This is a genomic window from Streptomyces sp. NPDC098789 (assembly GCF_044759975.1).
In the GTDB taxonomy this organism is placed as follows: Bacteria; Actinomycetota; Actinomycetes; order Streptomycetales; family Streptomycetaceae; genus Streptomyces.
This window is the reverse complement of sequence record NZ_JBIWAJ010000002.1, coordinates 283126-301716: the sequence shown is the minus strand read 5'-3', so window position 1 is coordinate 301716 and position 18591 is coordinate 283126. Positions and strand designations below refer to the sequence as shown.

The window sequence follows — 18591 nt, the reverse complement described above, 5'->3', positions numbered from 1 at the left end:
GCCTGTGGACTACTGGCGGGTTGTGGACAACCTCGCCACCGTCGCGTACTGCTCGCGCACCTCCCGGTAGCGCAGCAGCTCCGCCGCGACCGGCTCCAGGACCCGCGCCCGCCCGCACCCGGCCGCGGCCTGCCGCAGCCGTTGCTCCGCGTCCTGCCCGTACCGCCGGGCCGGGCCGCGGGCCGCGATCGAGCAGGACCACTCGACCAGGGGCCCGCCCACGATGCCCGCCACCATCAGCAGCACCGGCGGCAGCAGCAGCGGCTCCAGCACCCCGACGATCTGGCCCACCAGCCAGAGCCCGCCGTAGATCTGGAGCAGCGTCATGGCCGCCTGGGTCAGCACCGCGGCGGGCCACCAGGCGGGCCGCGGCGGCTTCCCGCCGGGCACCGCCACCGTCGCCGTCAGCTCGTCCAGCGCCTCCGGCAGCAGCTCGCCACCGCGCACCGCGGTCTCCCGCACCGCCTGCGCCCAGGGGTCGGGCAGCCCTTGGACCGCCTCGTCGGAGACCGTGCGCACGGCCTGTTCCACCCGCTGGCGGGCGGTCACCTCCTGCTCGACCGGCGCCGGGGCCGTCCCGGAAGTGCGCCCTCCGATCGCGGCCAGGGCGGCCAGCCCGGCCAGCGTGCGCGGGGCGCGCCGGCCCTCGTACCAGCGCCACAACCGCAACCACGGCGTCCCGCACGCCTTTCCGGCATTGCGCCGCCAGGCCCGCTCGGCGGCCAGCCCGGCCGCGTACGCGCCCACCGCCTCGGCCAGCCGGTCCTCGAACCCGGCCCGCGCGGCCTCGCCGATCTCCGGCGCGGCGTGCCCGTCGGCGACGTACAGCGGGCGCAGTCGACCCGCCGCCCGGTCGAGGTCGGCGGCGATCCGCCGGGTCGCGGCGCCCCGCTCCTGGGTGAACTGGCCGAGCATCTCGCGCAGTTCCCCCAGCCCCTCGCCGGTGAGCGCGGAGAGCCCGAGGACCGTCGCGCCGGGTTCGCCGTGCTCGCCGAGGGCGATCCCGTCCTCGTCGAGCAGCCGGCGCAGATCGTCCAGGACCAGGTCGGCAGCCTCGCCGGGCAGCCGGTCCACCTGATTGAGCACGACGAACGTCACCTCGGCGTGCCCGGCCAGCGGGCGCAGGTAGCGCTCGTGCAGCACGGCGTCGGCGTACTTCTCCGGGTCGACCACCCACACCACCGCGTCCACCAGCGCCAGCACCCGGTCCACGTGGTCCCGGTGCGCACGGACCGCGGAGTCGAGGTCGGGCAGGTCCACCAGGACCATCCCGCGCAGCGCCCCCGCCTCGGAGGTCTCGCGCGGGCGCCGGCGCAGCCGGCCGGGGATCTCCAGCCGGTCCAGGAGCCCGGCCGCCCCGTCGGACCAGCTGCACGCGATCGGCGCGGCGGTGGTCGGGCGGCGCAGGCCGGTCTCGGAAATCTGTACCCCGGCGAGTGAATTGAAGAGCGTGGACTTGCCGCTTCCGGTGGCGCCGGCGATCGCGACGACCGTGTGCTGCGCGGACAGCCCGCGCCGGGCGGCGTACTCGTCGAGCACCCGACCCGACTCGGCCAGCGTCTTGCCGTCGAGCCGGGTCCGGGAGAGACCGACCAGCTGGCGCAGCGCTTCGAGCCGGGTGCGCAGCGCCTGGCCCTCGGGGCTCAGCGGCGGCGCCGCGGGGGCCTTGCCGCCGTCGTTCTCCGCGCCGGAGACGGCCCGTACGAGCGCCTCGTCGGCGCCGCCGTTGCCGTCGGGGTCGTCGTCGCCCGGGCCCATGTCCATCCGGCGCGACCGCGCGATGAACCCGTCGTCCCAGCGCGGCCGGCCCTCCCCGCCCAGCTCGTGCTCGCGGTCGAGCTCGTGGGCGCGGTCGTGGGCGCGGTCGAGCTCGTGGGCCAGGTCGCGGCCGTGGGCCAGGGCTCGGTCGTCGCGGTCGTCGCGGTCCTCGCGGTCGTGATCACGGTCGTCGGTTCGGTCGGTCAGGGCGGTCACCGCGTCACCTCTCCTTCTGCAGCACGGACAGCGCGGCGATCAGTTCCGCCTGGGGTTCCGGGGTCACTTCGAGTGCTTCGAGGGGCGCGAGGCGGCGGTCGCGTTCGGCGCGCAGCACCTGGTCGAGGTGGGCGCCGACCAGCTCGCCGCCGCGGTCGCGCAGCCGCAGGGCGACCTGTACGCCGACCCGCTCGGCCAGCTTCTCGCCCGCCGCGCGGGCCCGCTTGCCGCCGAGCAACACCGCGACGAGCAGCGCGGCCACGCCGTCCGGGTCCGGCCCGGGCTGCTTCTCCAGCTGGGCCACCTCCTCCTCGGCCAGCTCCTCCAGGACGCGCCGCCAGCGGCGTACGGCCATCCCGATCCGCTCGGCCGCCTCCTGGTCGGGGGCCGGCATCGGAACCGCGGCCGCGGCCGGTTCCCGACGCCACGCCTGCGCGATCCGCTCGTCCGCGGCGGCCACGGCGCACTGCAACAGCGCGCCGAGCGACTCGGCGAGGGAGTCGAGGAGTTCGTCGGGGGTGGTGTCGAGGGGGTAGCCGCGCCAGCGGGTGAGGGCGTCCCCGGCGAGTACCGCGCCGCCGTCGAGCCGGGTGCGGACCCGCTTGCCCTCCCGCTTGTAGGCGTCCTCGACGGCCGAGGTCAGGCGTACGGCGGCCGCGTGCTGGGCGGCGACGGCGGAGGCCAGTTCGGGCATCCGGCGCGCGAGCGAGTCCAGCACGCCGAGCGCGGTCCGCCCGACGGCCTGCTGCCGCGCGGCGGGGTCCTGCGCGTGGTGGCTGAGCCAGGCGAACAGCGGCGCCACCGCGCTGGCCGGCAGCAGCCCGCCGTCACCGGCCGACTCGGGCAGCTCCGGAACGGTGAAGCGCGGTACGTCGCCCAGCCCGGCCCGGGTGAGCAGCGCGGCGTACTGCCGCGAGACCTCGCCCAGGACCTGGTGCGGCACCCGGTCCAGGACGGTGACCAGCGTCGCCTTGTACTCCTTGGCGGTGCGCAGCAGGTGCCAGGGGACGGCGTCGGCGTAGCGGGAGGCGGTGGTGACCATGACCCAGACGTCGGCGGCGCAGATCAGTTCGGCGGCCAGGGTCCGGTTGTCGACGACGAGGGAGTCGATGTCGGGGGCGTCGAGGACGGCCAGGCCGCGCGGCAGGGTGCTGACGGTCTCGATGCGCACCTCGCGCGGCTGCCCGCCGCCCGCGGCGGCCGAGCGGCGGCCGAGCCCCTTCAGGCCGACCGGAACGGCCTCCTCCTCGCCCTGCGGGAGCCAGACGCGCATCAGGTCGGGGAGCACGCGCATGCCGGCGAACCAGTGGTGGTCATCCGGATGGCAGACGAGAACGGGCGTGCGGGTGGTGGGCCGGAGCACTCCGGCTTCACTCACCTGGCGGCCCACCAGAGAGTTGACGAGGGTGGACTTCCCGGCTCCGGTGGACCCGCCGACGACGGCGAGGAGCGGGGCTTCGGGGGCTTTGAGCCGGGGCACGAGGTAGTCGTCGAGCTGTGCGAGCAACTCTGACCTGGTCTGACGGGCGCGCGGGGCACCGGGCAGGGGCAGCGGTAGACGCACGGAGGCTACCCGGTCGCGCACGGCGGAGAGGGCATCGAGCAGCTGAGGCCGAACATCCAAGGTCACCACATGTGAAGAATGCCCAATTTGTGACCTTTTTTGAAGCTTATACGCCTCCTGCGCGGCGAACGCGACTCGGGTGGGGCATCCCGACCGCTTCCGACGGGCTCCTGGCGGCCCCCGCACGGGCGGGCGGCGCGCGGCCACCGGGGCGGCGTCCGACGGCGGGCGCGCCCCCTGCCGAGACATCACAGACAGACGGGACGAGTGGGGCACAGGCATAACGAGTGCACAACACCCGGGGCGCCGCGGCGCAAAAGCGATGCGAGAATCGCACCTGCCTGCGATTATCGGGACCGCTTCACCGAACCTCCACATCGTGGCACGCGGGGGAAGCAACCGGGACAAGGCGGCCGGAGCCCTATCCTTGACCCGGCACGGACCGCAGTCCCACCCCCACCCCGGGGCTCCAGGCCCCACAAGGCCACCTTCCGGCCCCCGTAGCTCAGTGGATAGAGCAGGTGCCTTCTAAGCACTTGGCCGCAGGTTCGAGTCCTGCCGGGGGCACACTCTTCGCGCCACCTGAAGCCCTCCCTCCGGGGAGGGCTTTCGCGCAGGTCAGCGGCACTTTATCGTGAGCGCCGTTGCGGTGACGTAAGCCCCCTCGGGGACCCAGGTGCCAGCTCCGGCAGTCCGACTGAAACCGGCTCCGGACGGCTCTCGGCGGCTGTTCTTCCCGAAAACTTCCCGAAGTTCCGCCCCGACCGGCCCGGCGGCGAGACTACGGCGGGCAGCTCCTGCGGACCCTCGATGCGCTTCTGAAGATCGGCGAGCTGGCCGGTCACGCGTCGAGCGTAAGTAGCGAGCAGGACGGGGACGCTATTGCCCGCCCAAGCGGCCACCTGGGCCGGCGGGACTCCATTGTTCAGCCAGGTCGTCAGGCAGGTGTGCCGGAGGTCGTACACGCGTTTGCCGACGGGCGAGGCGTACTCGTGTTCGTCGAGCACGGCTTGCCGCGCCTTGCTCCAGACGCGCCGGAAGACGGATCCGGCGAGCAGCCCGCCCTTCTCCCCGGGGAACAGGAGGTCACCGGGCTTGAGATCGTCACGCGCCACGAGCTCGCGCAGGATCGCGGCGAGCGCCGGATGGGCGGGCACCGGACGGGTATCACCAACGGCCCGGCCCTTCAGCTGACGGGTCTCGTGGACCTTGCCGTCGTCCGTCCACTGACTGCCGACCTCGGGCTCCGCCCTATGAGCAAGCAGTTCGCCCCAGCCCATTTCCGGCAGCGTCCCATCGGCGACGCGCAGGGCGACGGCCTCCTCCGGGCGTAGGCCCGCGTAGTAGAGGGTGGCGAAGAAGGCGCTGAGCCGGTATCCGGTGCGGGGACGCCCCCCGATCCAGACGAGGAGTCGGGCGACCTGGTCGGGGTTGAGCAGGGAGCGCTTAGACGTCATCTCATTTGGCCAGTCTGCGGTAGCAGATGAGGGTGCAGGCTATGCCCGGCGAAGGCGAGGAAGTGCTCGGCTTTCCGTTCATAGCGGCGGTGGAGACGGCGGCAGCCGGCGAGCCACGCCATGGTCCGCTCAACGGTCCAGCGGTGCCGGCCCAGCCGTTGCGAGGACTCGATGCCGCGGCGGGCTATGCGGTGGGTGATACCGCGTCCGCGTAACCATCGGCGCAGCTGGGCGTAGTCGTAGCCCTTGTCGGCGTGGAGCTTTCCGGGGCGCCGCCGACGGGGGCCGCGCCGCGACCGGATCGGTGGGATGCCCCGTACCAGAGGTTCAAAACCGAGGCTGTCGTGCATGTTCGCGCCGGAGATCCCGACAGAGAGGGGCGGACCGGTGCGCTCAGTGATCAAATGGATCTTCGATCCGTACTTGCCCCGATCGACAGGATTCGGACCTGTCAGATCCCCCTTTTCAAGGCCCGCATGTTCACGGAGTCGATCGCGCAGCGCGACCAGTCCAGCTCACCGCGGGCACCGAGCTCGTCGAGGACCAGGCGGTGGAGCTTGGCCCACACTCGAGCTTTCGACCACTCGGAAAAGCGGCGATGGGCGGTCGCGCCGGAGGGTCCGAACGACGCCGAGGGTAGCTGCTGCCAGGTGCAACCCGAGGTCGCGACAAACACGATCGCTGCGAGCACTTCCCGGTCACCGTGCCGACGCCGACCACCGCCTTGAGGCCGTGACGGCACCTCAGGCACCACCCGCTGGAACATCTCCCACAACTCATCCGGCACCAGCCGCTCAACGATCCCCACCATGAACGACAGCCTACCCAATCAGCCAAATGAGATGAGGTCTAAGGGCGGTCAACATCGGTCAGGACGGATCCAGGAACGGACCCCGGAAGGTGCCCAGTAGGGTGCGTTTACACGGGTCAGGACTCATGCGGGTGCGTTCCGCGCAGTAGATTCCCAAGCTTATAAAGCGAGTTCGATTCTCGTCATCCGCTCTTGCGAGAGGGCCCAGGTAAGCGACCTGGGCCTTTCTTCATTGTCTAGACCTCTTGGGGTCGGCGTGCCACTCGCGTGCCATAGGAGACCTCGCATGAGGTCAGGGCGCTGGGTGGCAGGCAGCATGATCCGAAGCCCACCCCGCCGTACGTGCGATTGGGTGATGACGCAGTGATCGTGGATCTGAGCAACTACGAGCTGGTGTGGCCTATATCGCTGTTCGTGTCGTAAGGGGAACGGATCCTGAGGGCCAAGGGCTCCCAGCCCTCGCGGGGAGAACACGTGGAGTGCTCCTGACGAAGGCCCTGGTCGGATCGACAGCCGTGACGGACTCTCAGGAAGTCGAGACTCAACATTCCGGCTGGGGCCCCACGAGGGAATGCCGGTACAGAGGAGACACCCGGGCGGACTGGTTCTCGGAACTCATGAGCCGTGCTTCGGAGATCCGGCCGCAGTCACGCCTTGACCGTACTGGCCTCAGTGCCAAGGGCGCGGCTCGCCTACCACCGGGAGCGCCCCGGCCCAGGCGTCCGCCAGCACCCTCGGCCATCGCCTGGGCCGGCCGACCAGACCCGCGACGGAGGGAACCTTGGCGATCAGGGGCATCAGCTGGGTGACGTCGTTGCGGTTTCCGCCGGTCAGCAACACGGCGAGCGGGATGTCCTGTCCGTCGACGAGGACGTGGTGCTTACTGCCCGGCCGTACTCGGTCGACCGGGCTGGGCCCGCTTCTGGGCCGCGTCGAGCGGCCCGGACATGGCTTGAGTCGTTTCCCCGCCCGCGACCAGTCGAGCTGCCTGGCCGTCAGCAGCTTCTTCAGCAGGACCAGGCGGAGCCGGTCCCACGCACCGGCCTCGTTCCACGCGGCAAACCGCCGCCAGCACGTCATCCCCGAGCCGAAGCCGAGCTCCTGCGGCAGGTACTCCCACTGGATCCCGGCATGGAGCACGAACAGGATCCCGCACAGAGCCTGCCGGTCCGGCACCCGAGGCCGCCCCGCCAGCAGCTTCGACGCCGGAACCGGAACCGGGAACAACGGCACGACCGGCGGCCGGCGGCCGGCGACCACAGTTCGGCCGCGACGACGGCGACGAGGGTCTGGCCGCCCCAGTGGGGAGGGAAGTTGGCCGGCCCGGGAGAGTCGGCCTGCCGCACGGGGCCATCCGGGCGGGGGAGGCGGAGACCAGGGTCTCCGCCTCCCCCGTTGCGGCTCAAGTTGCCGAAGACCGTTACCCAGGGTCGACAGGGCGAGCGAACCCACTACCTGCCGCGTGGTGTTGAGCAGGAGGGGGGAAGCGCACCCGACCCTTTCGGTTCGACGTCGGACAGCGCCGTGATGGTTGGCGAGTTCGACAACTCCAGGGGCCCCGCCGCGGCGGGGCACTATTCAGGAGCGACGCAACTCCACTGCCTTGGACTGCAGTTCCTTCATCATGGCGATGCTGTGGAGCATTTTCCGGAAGGCCGACGTGATCCTGCGTACAGGGCGGCGCATGAGGCGACTGGCGGCACCGATCATGTTGATCATGGCCATGCCTTCCTGGACAGAAGCCGATTCGATCTCGGCGCCCCAGTCCGTCAGGGCGATTTGCTCCAGCACTCCCTCCGCGTCCTTCGACCATTCGGCGCGAGGAGTGGTGGCCAGCCAGTCCAGGAACACCTGGAAGCCGGTGCAGGAGGTGCGCATGCGTTCGGCAAAGCGGTCCGCCGCAGCCTCCAGTTCTCCGGTCGGTCCCTCGATGGCCTTGGCCAGGCGGTTCACCACGGCCATCATCTTGTTCGCCGTGGCCCCGGAATGGTTGACCCGGGTCATTTCCTCCCCGAGGAGCATCATGAGCTCAGCGAGGTCCGACATGGCCGCTTCCACGTCGGCCATGTCGTCGGCGAGCGCCTCCATCTGGGCCTCGGCCTCCACGATCAGATCGAACAGGCCCGGGAGGTTGTCGTCGGGGCCGCCTTCCGCTCCGGTCGCGGAGCCCGTCTCGATCGCGCCGTCCGTCCGCACCGGGTCCGCCGCCAGCACATCCAGCAGTTGCTTCCGGGCAGTCGCTGTGCCGTCCGGATGGGACAGGAAGGCCAGGCGGAGCACCGTCCGGGGGGTGGGACGGCACTCGGCGTCCTGGGTGACGTGGACGGTGCGCCGGCCGAGGGCGTGGCGCGCGCCGAGGGCAAAGGCCAGGTCCGGGTCGGAACCGCCGAGGTCCGCGACGACGACGTCCGCCTCAGTGAGCAGGTGCAGCAGCTGGTCCAGGGGCAGGCCGGCCTCGGCGAGGCTGCCCGCCCTCAACAGGGTGAGGCCGAGCTGTTCGCACACCGGGCGCACGATCTCCTCGTGGAGGACGGCGGACCGGTGCCGCTCCTCCGGGAGGCAGGGGGTGGCGGAGTAGGCGGTGGTCGCGGTCCCGTCGATGACGAGGCAGGTGGGCATGGTGGTTTCCTTTCGGTGGCGGTCCGGGAGTGGGGCCCTGCCGGCGGCCTCGACCGCCGGCAGGGCGGGAGAGGAATCAGTCGAAGAGCGTGAGTGCCACGCCGTCGGCGACCTCGTCGGCGAAGACGGGACGCTCCTCGATGCCCAGCGCGGCCAGCAGCTCCACGGTCCGCACCCGGTGGCGGCGGCCAACGGACACCGTGGGACAGGGGAACTCGTCTCGGGCGACCAACCGGTAGGCGGTGCCCATGCATATACCGAACGCCCGGGCCGCCGTGCGCAGGTCGACGCTCACCGGCAGGTCGAAGATCTCGCGGAAGGTGAGGGGTGTGTCGTGGCAGCCGCTCATCCCTCCCTCCCGACCCGGCGCAGGGAGAGGGCGGCGACCTGGCGGCCCCGTCCGGAGTACCCGACGCTCGTGGCCGTACCGGCCACGCCCCATGCACTGGCGAGAGCGCCGATCCGTACGCCTTCGACACGGTGCGCGGGTACGGAGATCCGCAGGCTCGCGGAGAGCCCCGAACGGCGCGGGGCCGGGTCGTAGTCCGCCCGCCAGACGTCGTCCCTGCCCGCGCCGGGGGGAGTACCGCCCGCGCGTTCCACGTCCTCCACCGCGTTCTCGCGGTGCGTGTCGCGCCAGACCTCCCAGGCGCGGGAGCAGGCCGACCGCAGCACCGCACTCCCGGGTTCCGGGTCCCGCGGGTCCCGCGGGTCCAGCTTCGCCAGTTCTTCGAGGTAGCAGGTGACGAGCTCCGCCTCGACGTCCTCGCGGTCGGCACGGCGGGACCGGGTGATCCGGGATGCGTTGCCGCGCAGCCCCGGGAGCCCCAGCCACACCACCGCCTCCCGCCAGTCGGGCCCTCCGGTCCGGAAGCGCTCCGCGACTTGGTGCCACAGGGAAGCCCGTGCCAGGGAGCACGCGGTGCGGTCGTAGAGCAATACACGGGCCCGGTCCAGGGAAAGGGGTACGCCCGCCGGTTCTGTGCCGTCGAACAAACGCAGCGGGGGCGTCGGTTCGTTTCCGGCGCACCGGCGCTCGACGGTGGTGAGGATGCCGGGGCGAGAGAAGAAAGTCATGGGTCGCCTCCTGTTCAACCGGCCTGCGAGGCCGGGGTGTTGTCTCGCCAGGTCTTCAGCGCGCGGGCGGCGGGCGCCTTGCCGGGCATCGCGTCCGGGCCTCTTTCCACGGCCAGGAGCCAGCGGAGGACGCCGGGCTCCCGAGCGGTCACCAGCCCGTCGAGGAGCCGGGCGACCGCCCGGGACCGGCCCTTGGCGCCGACCGCCCCGGCGCACCAGGTGAGCAGGGCATCTCCCATGCCGGAGAAGGCGACCGACTCGTTCAGGGAGTGTCCGACGAGGTGGACGGCGACCGCCGCCGAGCCGGCGCGGGCCAGAGCCCGTCCGCTCCACCACAGGGAGTCGGTGCGGGCCATGACGGGAAAGGCACAGGCGGTCAGCAGGCCGACCGTGCCGTCGGTCCGCGCCCAGTCCCGCATCCGGTGCAGGACGGTCACCCTGGTGGTGTGGTCTCCTCTTTCGAAGCGTCGTACGAGTGCCCCCTTGGCAGCCTCGAAGACGGAGAGGTCGTCCGGCCCGGCGCCCAGGGTCTCGACGAGCTGTTCCAGCAGTCGCAACGCCTGCTCGTCCCCGAGCCCCTCGGGCTCCTGGCAGGCGTACGCCACGGCGTGCTTCAAGGAGGCTTCGGGCGTGACGCTCCACAGGTCCAGCAGGTCGGCCGCCGTCTGTGCCACCTCCCGGTCCCGGAAACGTGTCGCCAGGCATCGCCCAGCCACCCGCGGGGCGGGGAAGACCGGAGTGGAGGCCAGCGCGGGCAGCAGTTCCAGGGACTTGCCGCTCGTGGCCTCCGCCAGAGCGGCGACGGCCCGGCCGGCCCGCTCGATCTGTTCCTCCTCCGGGCCGGGGTCGGCGAGCCAGGCGTGTACCACCGGCACGAGGTCCGCACGGTCCCGGCACAGGCCGTCCCACACGGCCCCGCTCACGGCGGGCCAGAAGAAGGACACCCTGTCGGTGGCCTCGTCATCGGCGCGGCTCACACGACGGGCTCCGAGGATCCGCAGGACTTCGGCTGGCGGCCTCGTCGGAGGCTCCTCGCCCGAATGACCGTAGGAGCCGGGACCCCGCATCCTGTCCGGGCCCGCCAGCCGCAGCAGTTCTCGCGCCCGTTCCATCATCACGGCACGGTGCAGTCCTCCGTAGACGCCGAGGGAGAGCAGACAGGCCAGGAGGGCGGGATCGCGCTGGGCCCGGGCCAGGATCTCGGGACCCTCGGCGCCGGCCAGGATGCGCATGAGCTCCCCCGGGGCAGGGCCGCCCGCCGCCTCCAGGCGCCGCAGGGTGGCCGCGGCCTGTGCGGCGTGGCGTGGCGGCAGGCCGTCGGGCAACAGCTCGTCGAGATCGCCGGGTTCCAGGGCACGCAGCAACCGGGCGGGTACTGCCTCGTCGGGGCAGCCGTCCGCGAGGTGGGTGGTGAAGACCTTCCGGGGATCCGGCGGCCGGTGGCGCAGGACCGGCACGCCGAGCTGGTCCTCCAGTGCGCCCACCAGGCCGGGGGCCTCCACCAGGACGATGACGAGGCGGGCGCCCGCCTCGGTCAGGAGCCCTTCGAGGCGGGCCAGGTCCCACGCCCGGAGCGCGAAGGGATCCGCGAGCTCCGTCACCAGGTATCCGTCCACGCCCTGGGCGCGCGGCGACCACCGGGAGAGGTTGGCCGTTCCGTCGACCTGGACAAGCACGGGGGCCTCGTGGCCGTGCGCGAGCAGGTTGAGCGCGTGTGTCTCCCGCCCCGTCCCGGCCTCGCCGACGAGCACCACGATGCCGGATTCGCGCACCGCGAGGGCTTCCTCGAAGCCGGGCGGCGCCACGAAGCACCGCCGCGCCGCCTGCACGTGTTTCGTCCGTACGGGGCCTTGCCGCATCGGCCCCGGAACCGCGCCGCCCTCCACCGAAGGTGCGAGCCGCTGGTGCTGGCCGCCGGTCAGCAATCCGGTGTTGATGACGCCGTTGGGGGCCCAGATCGCCGGCCCCCGGCCCGCCACAGCCATCGCGAACTCGGCGAATTCGGGCTCGGTCTCGCCGGGGAGATCAGCTGTCGCCATCGGTTCCTCCGCCGGTGTGGCCGGAGAATTCGACGGTGGTGACGTGCTGACCGCCGTGGACGGTGCCGGTGTTGATGATGCCGCGCTCGGCGTTCAGCACCGTCGCGGGGGAGGTCGCCGCCCGGGAAGCGGCGCCCGGGGCCGCCTCGGGCTCGGGTGCCGGGCCTGCGGCTTCCCGTCGCCGGCGGAACGCGAGGACATTGTCCGGGGTCTGAGGTTCTTCTGCTCGCATGTCGCCCTTTCCTTCCGTGGACGCCCGGGAATCATGCGGACGTCCTCCTTTCGACACGTCGAGATTCCCGCGGATTCATCCCCGGAGCTGCTCCGGAGGACCAGGAATCAAGTAACCCCAGTCACACACGGAAAGGGTTTGCGGAACGGCATGAACAAGAAGAGCGGGTGCGTCACCGAAAGCGACACACCCGCCCATAAATTCGATATTCGAATACATCTCCACAGAGTCAGATGTACTCGCGAGGAACCGGCCTCCCGAGCGCCCCGATCCGGTCACGCAGCAGGCCGGAGAGCTCCTTGCGCTCCTGTTCGGTCAACGTGCCCAGCAGGGAGGCCAGCTCCTCCTGCCAGTCGGAACGCGGCGGAGTCAGCAGATCCTGGTGGTCGACCGCCCAGTCCAGCACCTGCCGCACCTCTTCGGGGTGACGAAGCAGCCATAGTGCCGCCAGCGACACCGGTCCGGCATGGAGTGCCTGGAGACAGAACTCGTACTCGCCCCGACGGCTGGCCGTCCAGGAGTAACGGACCCCGTCGCTTTCCCGCCGGCCGAGAAGCAGTTCCTCATCGTTCTCCCGGAGTCGCACGTCGAACACCCGGTAGCTCAGACCGTGCTCCTCCAGGCGCTGCGGCAGGCCCAGATGCTGCATGATCTCCGGCGCCCCCAGCCCGTTGTCGGAGGCGGCGTGGGCCTCCGACAAGTAACGGAGGACAGAGGCGAGATGGGTCCGTACCAGGTGCCAGCCGTGCAGACTTCTTGCACGGACGACGCGTACGGGGTCGTGGACCCACCAGGAGACCCAGAGGTCGACCGACTCTGTGCCGTAGACCGTGGGGAGGCCGACCGACCGCGTGTCCACGTGCTCCGTCGTGTCCACCCGGAAGACGTCGCTGTACTTTCCGTTCAGGTGGGGAGCGGGGGCCTCGTCCACCAGGGGCGGATAGGCGCCGGAACCCTCCGGGTTCCCTCGCCGGCCGAGGAAGGAGTACTCCCCCGCCTCGTCCCTGAGCACCAGTGCCCAGTCCTTCGGCGCGGACCAGCGATGGCCGAGGATCTCCCGCCAGGGCGCCCTGTCCAGCCGGTGAAAGAGACGGTCGGTGGTGTCGTCGTTCATGCTGTCTCCCTGTGCGCGCCGGTCCGCCACCGATGGAGTGCGTCGCGGGCGGTGACGAGGCCGGGCCAGCCGTTCGCGCCCGCCTGGTCCATTTCTACGAACAATCGGAATTCACCGGAGCGCATGGACTGGGCCATGGCCGCGAACAGGTTCTCGACGGCCCGGAACTGTTCGTCGTCCCACTGGCCCGACTCCGCCCAGCGCAGCAACGTCCAGCACGTCGTTTCGAAGGAACTCTCCGTGTTCAGGGCGCGGCCCGTGAGGTCGGCCAGCGCCTGCCCCTGCGGCGTCCACAGGGCGAGGTTCCTCATGAACCACTGGGGAGACCAGAGCATCCGGCTGAAGAGCGAGAGCACCTGCTCCTGGTCGTACTCCTCGTCGTCCAGCCACTTCCGGAGCAAGTCGAATACCTTCGTCTCGTTGCCGGCCTGGAACAGCCGCAGGATCGCCGCTTCCACCGCCACCTTCACCTGATACTCCTCTCCCTCCCGGACCTGTGCCGCGTGGAAGAGACTTTGAAGGAGCCGCAGGGCCAGGTCGGGGCGGGCCAGGCCGAATTCCTCGCCGCACGCGTGCGCCACCGTCGTCCTGAGACGGAAGTCGGTCGCCGTGCTCCAGCGATGCAATCGGTAACGAATCTCGGCGACGAGCACGGGGTCCTCGGCCGCGACGCCCAGCGCGTTCGCCACGACGAGCCGACTGGTCGCACGATCCGACCGGGCAAGTTCCAGAAGGTGCACCAGGGCGTTGCGCCCGCCGCCCCAGCTCGCCACCCGTCCCATGGCCCGGCCCGCCGGTTCGGCGAGCCCGCCGGACCGGGGTACGTCCCGCAACCACTCGACGAGCAGTTCTGACAACTGCCCATACTCACGCCACACATGTCTGAGAACGGCCTCAGCCTGGCGATGCCTGATGAACGCCACAGCCTCCACACTGTGCGAGTAGGCTCCCTCCGCCCGGATCTCGCGGCTCTGACGGACCGCATGCACGGCGTGCAGCAGTTCTGTCAGGGAGTGCCGGAAGACGAACTTCGGATTGGGCCGGTCCTGTTTCGCGGCCCCGTCGGCATCTGTGCCGGGCAGCACCGCCGTCAGTCGATCGCCCGCCAGCTTGGTCAACCGGTCGGCCTCGTTCCTGACGATCTGCTGGTCCAGCCCCTCGTAGACCGAAGCGGCCAGCAGGAAGGCCAGTGGTTCCGGCTCGTCGCACAGGCTCTTGATGAGCTCCGGGACCTCCCGCTCGGCCCGGTAGCTCAGCCGGAGCCCCAGGTCGCCGAGAGCCTCCGGATCGCCGTCGGCCTCGACGAGGGCCGTCACCAGCTCCACCACTTCGGCGGGTACCAGCTCCGGCACCAGAAGTTCGCCCAGGTCATGACGGCTGGCAAGCGCGGACAGCAGCCGGTCCCGCTCCCACCGGTCCGGCACCACCGCCTCGAAGCGGCTGCCGAACACCAGGGAGGGTGACGGCGGGGAGCACACGGTGGGGCTGATGTGGAGGTCCCGTTCAAGCCGGTGCAGCAGGGCCGTGTCGTCGGGCAGGACGATCACCATGCACGCTTGAGCCTTCTTGAGCAGCTCCCGCACGTTTCTCAGCATGACCGGGGAAAGAGGGCGGGAGGGGAACAGGCCGTCTATGAGATAGCCCCGAGCCGATGTGTCGGTGGGCTTCCAGCGGTCCAGTTCGGTGACGCCGTCCAGTGCCCGCAGTGGCGCACCAGCCCCGCAGCTCTCCCGCAGCAGGTTGAGCGCCGTGGTACGACGGCCTGTTCCTGGTCGGCCGACCAGGAACAGGGGCCCCTGCTTCAGTTTCGCGAGGGCTGCTTCGAACCAGTCGGGGCGTGCGAAACCGAGCGCGGCGGCCTCTCTCTCCATGTCCGGGATCGGGCCCTCGCGTACTCTGCTTTCCCGTAGCCGCCCTTCCGGCCTGGAGCCGTTGCGTACGCCCTGCCCGCCGTACACGGAACCGTTGTTGATGTTCCCTCCGGGGGCGTAGATCACGGACGCCCACTCCTTGGCCCCGCCGACCAACTCGGTGATGTCGTAGTCCGCTTCGGATCGCGGAGCCCCTTCCTCGGGCAGGGGTCCGGGGCCGGGCAGCCCGGCCGCCCCCACCCTCCCGTCCCCCGTCACTTGCGCCCCTGGCGCTTGTCGCCGCGGACCTGGTCGCCCTGGAAGCGGCGGATCTTGCCGATCTTGTGGCCCTCCACGTAATCACCGGCGATCCGGTCGCCCGCCACATGGTCACCGGCCACGTGATGGTTGCTCACGCTCTGACCGCCGTGGACGGTGCCGGTGTTGATGTTGCCGCGGGGGGCGGCGATGGCATCCGTGCCGCGGGCCGTCGTGTCGTCGCCGGACAAGTCGGCGGACTGCGGGGAGGGCTCCTGCACGGGCTCCGGAGCGGCGCCCTCGACGAGGGTCCCCTCGTAGAGAGGGCCGGAGGGCTGGGGGACGTAGAGCCATGCCCGTCGGGAGAACGACTTGCCCTCGACCGTCGCGGCCACCTCCACGAAATGGTCGGGGTGGCGCCCGGTGTACCCGCCGGCGACCGCGTCCTCGTAGCACCGCTCGGAGAGGATGGCCGCGACGTGGGTGATGTTCTCGTTGTGGGAGGTGAGCACGGCCTTGACGGGGCGCGAGTCGAGCAGCCGGTGGGTGTCGTTGCGCGCTGTGCCGTTGCCGCCGAACTCGTCCCCGGTCTCCGGCAGCGGGCCGACGTGCAGACTGACGCGGAGCCTGATCGGCACCGCCCCGTGGGAGAGGACGTTGTAGTCGGTCAGGACCTCCTGGAGGGCGAGCAGCAGGGGGTGGATGACGAAGGGCATGCGTGCCGGGTCGAACCCGAAGACATAGCCGTCCCCGGTGGTGGCCGGGAACGTACGGTCCTCCCACAGGTCTCCGAGGTCGGTCCTGTGGAGCGCGGTCTTCAGGAGTTCGGGGACGACCCGGCTGACGGCCTCGTGCTCGATCGCCGGGCGGCCCGTGAAGTCCTTCGCGTCGACGGCCAGAATGCCCCGGTAGGGAGGCAGCGCCCTGCTGTGGGTGTACGGGGCGGCGATCCGCTGGGGCAGGGCGCTGCTGAAATCGGGCATGTCACTCCTCCGTGAAGCCCGCCCGGCCGCTCTCGGGCCGGGCGGGAACGCTGTCGCGTGACGTCGAGCTTCACAGCGGGCGGGGAGCCGTTCCGTTCCGCAGGACCCGATAGGGAGTGATGAGGACCACATCCCCGACGGGGGTGTCAGCCGGCCGCGTGGCCGCCGGCCACCTTGCGCAGGCCCTCCACGCTGACAACCTCGATCCGGCGGTTTCCCACGCTCACGCAGTCGGGGCCGAGCCGCTCCAGCGCCTTGCTGACGGCTTTGCGGCCCACATCGATGTGCTGGGCCAGCTCCTCCCTGGTGAGGGAGAAGCAGTGCTTCCCTTGCTTCCCTTCACCGGCTGCCGTGACCAGGCGGAGCAGGGCCAGGGCGAGACGTTCATGAACAACCCCCTCGCACAGCTCGGCCTGTTCGCGCATACGATTCCAGGCTAATTCAAAAATAGGGCGGGCGAGCTTGGCCTCTTGGACGAAGCGATGGAAATCCTGTGCGGGCACAATGCATGCCCTGCTTTTCCTCAGCGCCCACACATCGGCCATCCGGACGCTTTCGGGCTGAAGAGCCATCTCTCCCAGGATCTCGCCCCGCCCCCGGAAACCGAGCAGTCGCTGCCGCCCGTCGGGCTCGGTCCTGACGACCTTCACCAGCCCGTCCACCAGAGCAAGCACATGCGTCCCCCGGTCCCCCTGCCGCAACAGGGCGCGGCCCGCGAGGTAGGTCTGCTCCGGATACCGCGTCAGTCGTGCCCACTCCTCGTCCGGCACCAGAGCACACAGAGGAGCTGACGGAAGGGAATCATCTTCGCTCATGCGGTCAAGCTAGAGGAGAAAAACTTCGAATAGACATGGGATTCACAATTCGGCGCGCGCATCACGAATAGAACGGCCGAATTTTTTCTGTTTAGCCGCCCGGCATCATCCCGCCACCCCTGAGCCGTTCATGTCGGAGGGGCGGACCTGGATGGCGAAGAGGGCGACCAGGAAGACGATCACGGCGAGGCGGCGGAGACGATGAAGCCAGCCGAGACGCCGGAGGTGAGGATCAGGTTGCCCCAGGCGGGCGGGAGCCCGTCGGTGCGGGCGAAGAGGGCCTTCTCGGCCGGGCCCGCCCGGGCGAGGAAGGCCGGGATCTCCTGGTCGACCTCGTTGCGACTGGCGGTACCGAAGACGGTCACCAGGATGGAGAGGCCTTCGGCGCGGTCAAGCTGGAAGAAACCTGCCCCACCACAGACGCGCCCGCCCCGAAGCCGGCCAGCGACTTCATGCCGAACTTCGTCGGCCAGGGTATAAAGGCCGTCCGCTCCGCGCTCCCGGCCCGCGCGAGCATCACCGTGAAGGACGCGGTGCAGAGCCGCATGGTCCTCCAGGAGTCGAACTGGAAGGTCTGCACCCAGGACCCGAAGTCCGATGCAGCGCTCACCGGCCAGCCCTTGACCTTCACCGTCGCCAAGGCTGAGGAGTCGTGTCCCTAGCTCTCCGCACCGGTCGGCTTCACGCCCTCGCCCTCGGCTCCCCTGGGACAGGGACTCGACGCAGCCCCTGGCAATGCCTGTGGGGGGCCATACGGGTTTCCCGATAACGGCGGAAGCTATAGGCGACCAGTCGTGGGCCGCAGCCATTCGTGCAGGTCAGGGAAGCATCGTCCTGACAGACGCCAGGTGCCTTCTAAGCACTTGGCCGCAGGTTCGAGTCCTGCCGGGGGCACTTTTTCTCCACCACCTCAAGCCCTCCCCCCGGGAGGGCTTTCGCACAGGTCCCCGGACCCTACCGAGCCCCTCGTAGCGCCCCGGTAAGGGCCGGACCACCGCCCGGGCGCCCGCCCGCGCCCGTTCCCCGGCAGCGCCGCTGTTCGTATGATCGGTCCCCACCGACGATCGGGCAGGGGCGACATGCAGGATTCCGAGTTATCCGGCGCGGCGGTACGGATACTGACCGGTGGCGTGCAGGTCCCGGCGGAGCAGGGCGCGGCAGTTCACGGACTGGTCCGGGAGCAACTCGGGAGGAGCGTCCTGGGAGATTCGGCGCTGGCCCGTCTGCGCGAGCAGCCCGGCGAGGGGTCGGCGAGCATCGTCGGCTCCGTGATCGCCGATGAGCTGCGGTCCGATCCGCACTTCGCCGAACGGCTGCGCCACGCCCTGCTGCCGCCGCACGCCCTTCCGGCCCACGAGCCCTCCCCCTGGAGCACCCCGCCTCCTCCGCCTCCGGGCGTTCCGCCCCGGCCGGCCGCGTCCGTACCCGCGGCGCTCACTCCGGCCGAGCGCAGGAAGGTATGGGTCCTGGGGGTCCCGCAGTTCCTCCTGGCCCACGTGCTCCTCTTCGTCACGTCCAACCTGTTCCAGGCCGACCTCCGTTCCCCGGCCTCGACCGCCTTGCAGTGCGTCATCCTCATCGCCTCGACCGGCCTGGCCGCCTACGGGGTCCGGCTCGGGTACCTCCACCTGCGCCGGACGCACACCACCCCGCTCGTCATCGCCACGGTGCTCAACGCCCTCGTGCTGCTCGTACTGCTCCGAGGGCTCGCCGGCGCCGTGATGTCGTGACGGCACGGGCACGGTCGAGAGCGCAGGGCGGGTTCCGGCAGGGTTCCGGGGGACGGGAGGGGGGACCG

General features: G+C 70.8%; 15 protein-coding genes, 2 tRNA genes and 2 pseudogenes. 4 read left to right on the top strand and 15 right to left on the bottom strand.

Annotated elements, in window-relative coordinates; translation table 11 throughout:
- Window positions 1-9 precede the first annotated feature (9 nt).
- Entirely contained in the window at window positions 10-1974 is a 1965-nt protein-coding gene (locus ACIQWR_RS05645) for a YfjP family GTPase (protein WP_404005331.1), read from the bottom strand.
- A gap of 4 nt (window positions 1975-1978) precedes the next feature.
- Entirely contained in the window at window positions 1979-3598 is a 1620-nt protein-coding gene (locus ACIQWR_RS05640; RefSeq protein WP_404005330.1) for a dynamin family protein, read from the bottom strand.
- Window positions 3599-4032: 434 nt separating this feature from the next.
- Here ACIQWR_RS05640 and ACIQWR_RS05635 point away from each other — a divergent pair.
- Window positions 4033-4105, top strand: a tRNA-Arg gene (locus ACIQWR_RS05635).
- Between the two features lie 62 nt (window positions 4106-4167).
- Here ACIQWR_RS05635 and ACIQWR_RS05630 read toward each other — a convergent pair.
- From ACIQWR_RS05630 to ACIQWR_RS05570, 13 genes and pseudogenes are all read right to left on the bottom strand, one after another.
- Complete coding sequence (locus tag ACIQWR_RS05630) at window positions 4168-4995, bottom strand: tyrosine-type recombinase/integrase (protein WP_404005329.1); 828 nt, start codon at window positions 4993-4995, stop codon at window positions 4168-4170.
- A 1-nt stretch (window position 4996) separates the two neighbouring features.
- Window positions 4997-5806 (bottom strand): annotated as a pseudogene (locus ACIQWR_RS05625) (IS5 family transposase).
- A 726-nt stretch (window positions 5807-6532) separates the two neighbouring features.
- A pseudogene (locus tag ACIQWR_RS05620) lies at window positions 6533-6994 on the bottom strand (transposase); the annotation flags it as partial.
- A 390-nt stretch (window positions 6995-7384) separates the two neighbouring features.
- Window positions 7385-8425, bottom strand: a complete 1041-nt coding sequence (locus ACIQWR_RS05615; RefSeq protein ID WP_404005327.1) for a hypothetical protein — start codon at window positions 8423-8425, stop codon at window positions 7385-7387.
- A 76-nt stretch (window positions 8426-8501) separates the two neighbouring features.
- A complete protein-coding gene (locus ACIQWR_RS05610; protein ID WP_384663756.1) occupies window positions 8502-8774 on the bottom strand; it encodes a DNA-binding protein in 273 nt (90 codons plus the stop codon).
- A complete protein-coding gene (locus tag ACIQWR_RS05605) occupies window positions 8771-9502 on the bottom strand; it encodes a hypothetical protein (RefSeq protein WP_404005326.1) in 732 nt (243 codons plus the stop codon). The genes ACIQWR_RS05610 and ACIQWR_RS05605 overlap by 4 nt, the downstream gene beginning before the upstream one ends.
- A gap of 14 nt (window positions 9503-9516) precedes the next feature.
- Window positions 9517-11541 carry a hypothetical protein gene (locus ACIQWR_RS05600; RefSeq protein ID WP_404005325.1) on the bottom strand — a complete coding sequence of 675 codons (2025 nt, stop codon included), beginning with the start codon at window positions 11539-11541 and terminating at the stop codon, window positions 9517-9519.
- Complete coding sequence (locus ACIQWR_RS05595) at window positions 11528-11773, bottom strand: S-type pyocin domain-containing protein (RefSeq protein WP_384649024.1); 246 nt, start codon at window positions 11771-11773, stop codon at window positions 11528-11530. Before ACIQWR_RS05595 ends, ACIQWR_RS05600 begins: the two co-directional genes overlap by 14 nt.
- A 229-nt stretch (window positions 11774-12002) precedes the next feature.
- A complete protein-coding gene (locus tag ACIQWR_RS05590; protein ID WP_404005323.1) occupies window positions 12003-12887 on the bottom strand; it encodes a hypothetical protein in 885 nt (294 codons plus the stop codon).
- On the bottom strand, window positions 12884-14884 hold the full coding sequence (locus ACIQWR_RS05585) for a hypothetical protein (RefSeq protein WP_404005322.1): 2001 nt from the start codon (window positions 14882-14884) through the stop codon (window positions 12884-12886). The genes ACIQWR_RS05590 and ACIQWR_RS05585 overlap by 4 nt, the downstream gene beginning before the upstream one ends.
- A 128-nt stretch (window positions 14885-15012) precedes the next feature.
- Entirely contained in the window at window positions 15013-15978 is a 966-nt protein-coding gene (locus ACIQWR_RS05580; RefSeq protein ID WP_404005320.1) for a hypothetical protein, read from the bottom strand.
- A gap of 146 nt (window positions 15979-16124) precedes the next feature.
- Window positions 16125-16793 carry a Crp/Fnr family transcriptional regulator gene (locus ACIQWR_RS05575; protein WP_404005318.1) on the bottom strand — a complete coding sequence of 223 codons (669 nt, stop codon included), beginning with the start codon at window positions 16791-16793 and terminating at the stop codon, window positions 16125-16127.
- Window positions 16794-16972: 179 nt separating this feature from the next.
- Entirely contained in the window at window positions 16973-17158 is a 186-nt protein-coding gene (locus ACIQWR_RS05570; protein WP_399267558.1) for a hypothetical protein, read from the bottom strand.
- 156 nt (window positions 17159-17314) lie between these two features.
- On the opposite strand from ACIQWR_RS05570, the gene ACIQWR_RS05565 reads away from it, so the two are divergent.
- The 3 genes from ACIQWR_RS05565 to ACIQWR_RS05555 all read left to right on the top strand — a co-directional run bounded on the left by ACIQWR_RS05565 (window position 17315) and on the right by ACIQWR_RS05555 (window position 18523).
- Window positions 17315-17455, top strand: a complete 141-nt coding sequence (locus ACIQWR_RS05565) for a hypothetical protein (RefSeq protein WP_404005316.1) — start codon at window positions 17315-17317, stop codon at window positions 17453-17455.
- A gap of 132 nt (window positions 17456-17587) precedes the next feature.
- Window positions 17588-17684 (top strand) — tRNA-Arg (locus ACIQWR_RS05560).
- Between the two features lie 188 nt (window positions 17685-17872).
- Window positions 17873-18523 (top strand): hypothetical protein, encoded by a 651-nt coding sequence (locus ACIQWR_RS05555; protein ID WP_404005315.1) that lies wholly within the window; start codon window positions 17873-17875, stop codon window positions 18521-18523.
- Window positions 18524-18591: the final 68 nt, after the last annotated feature.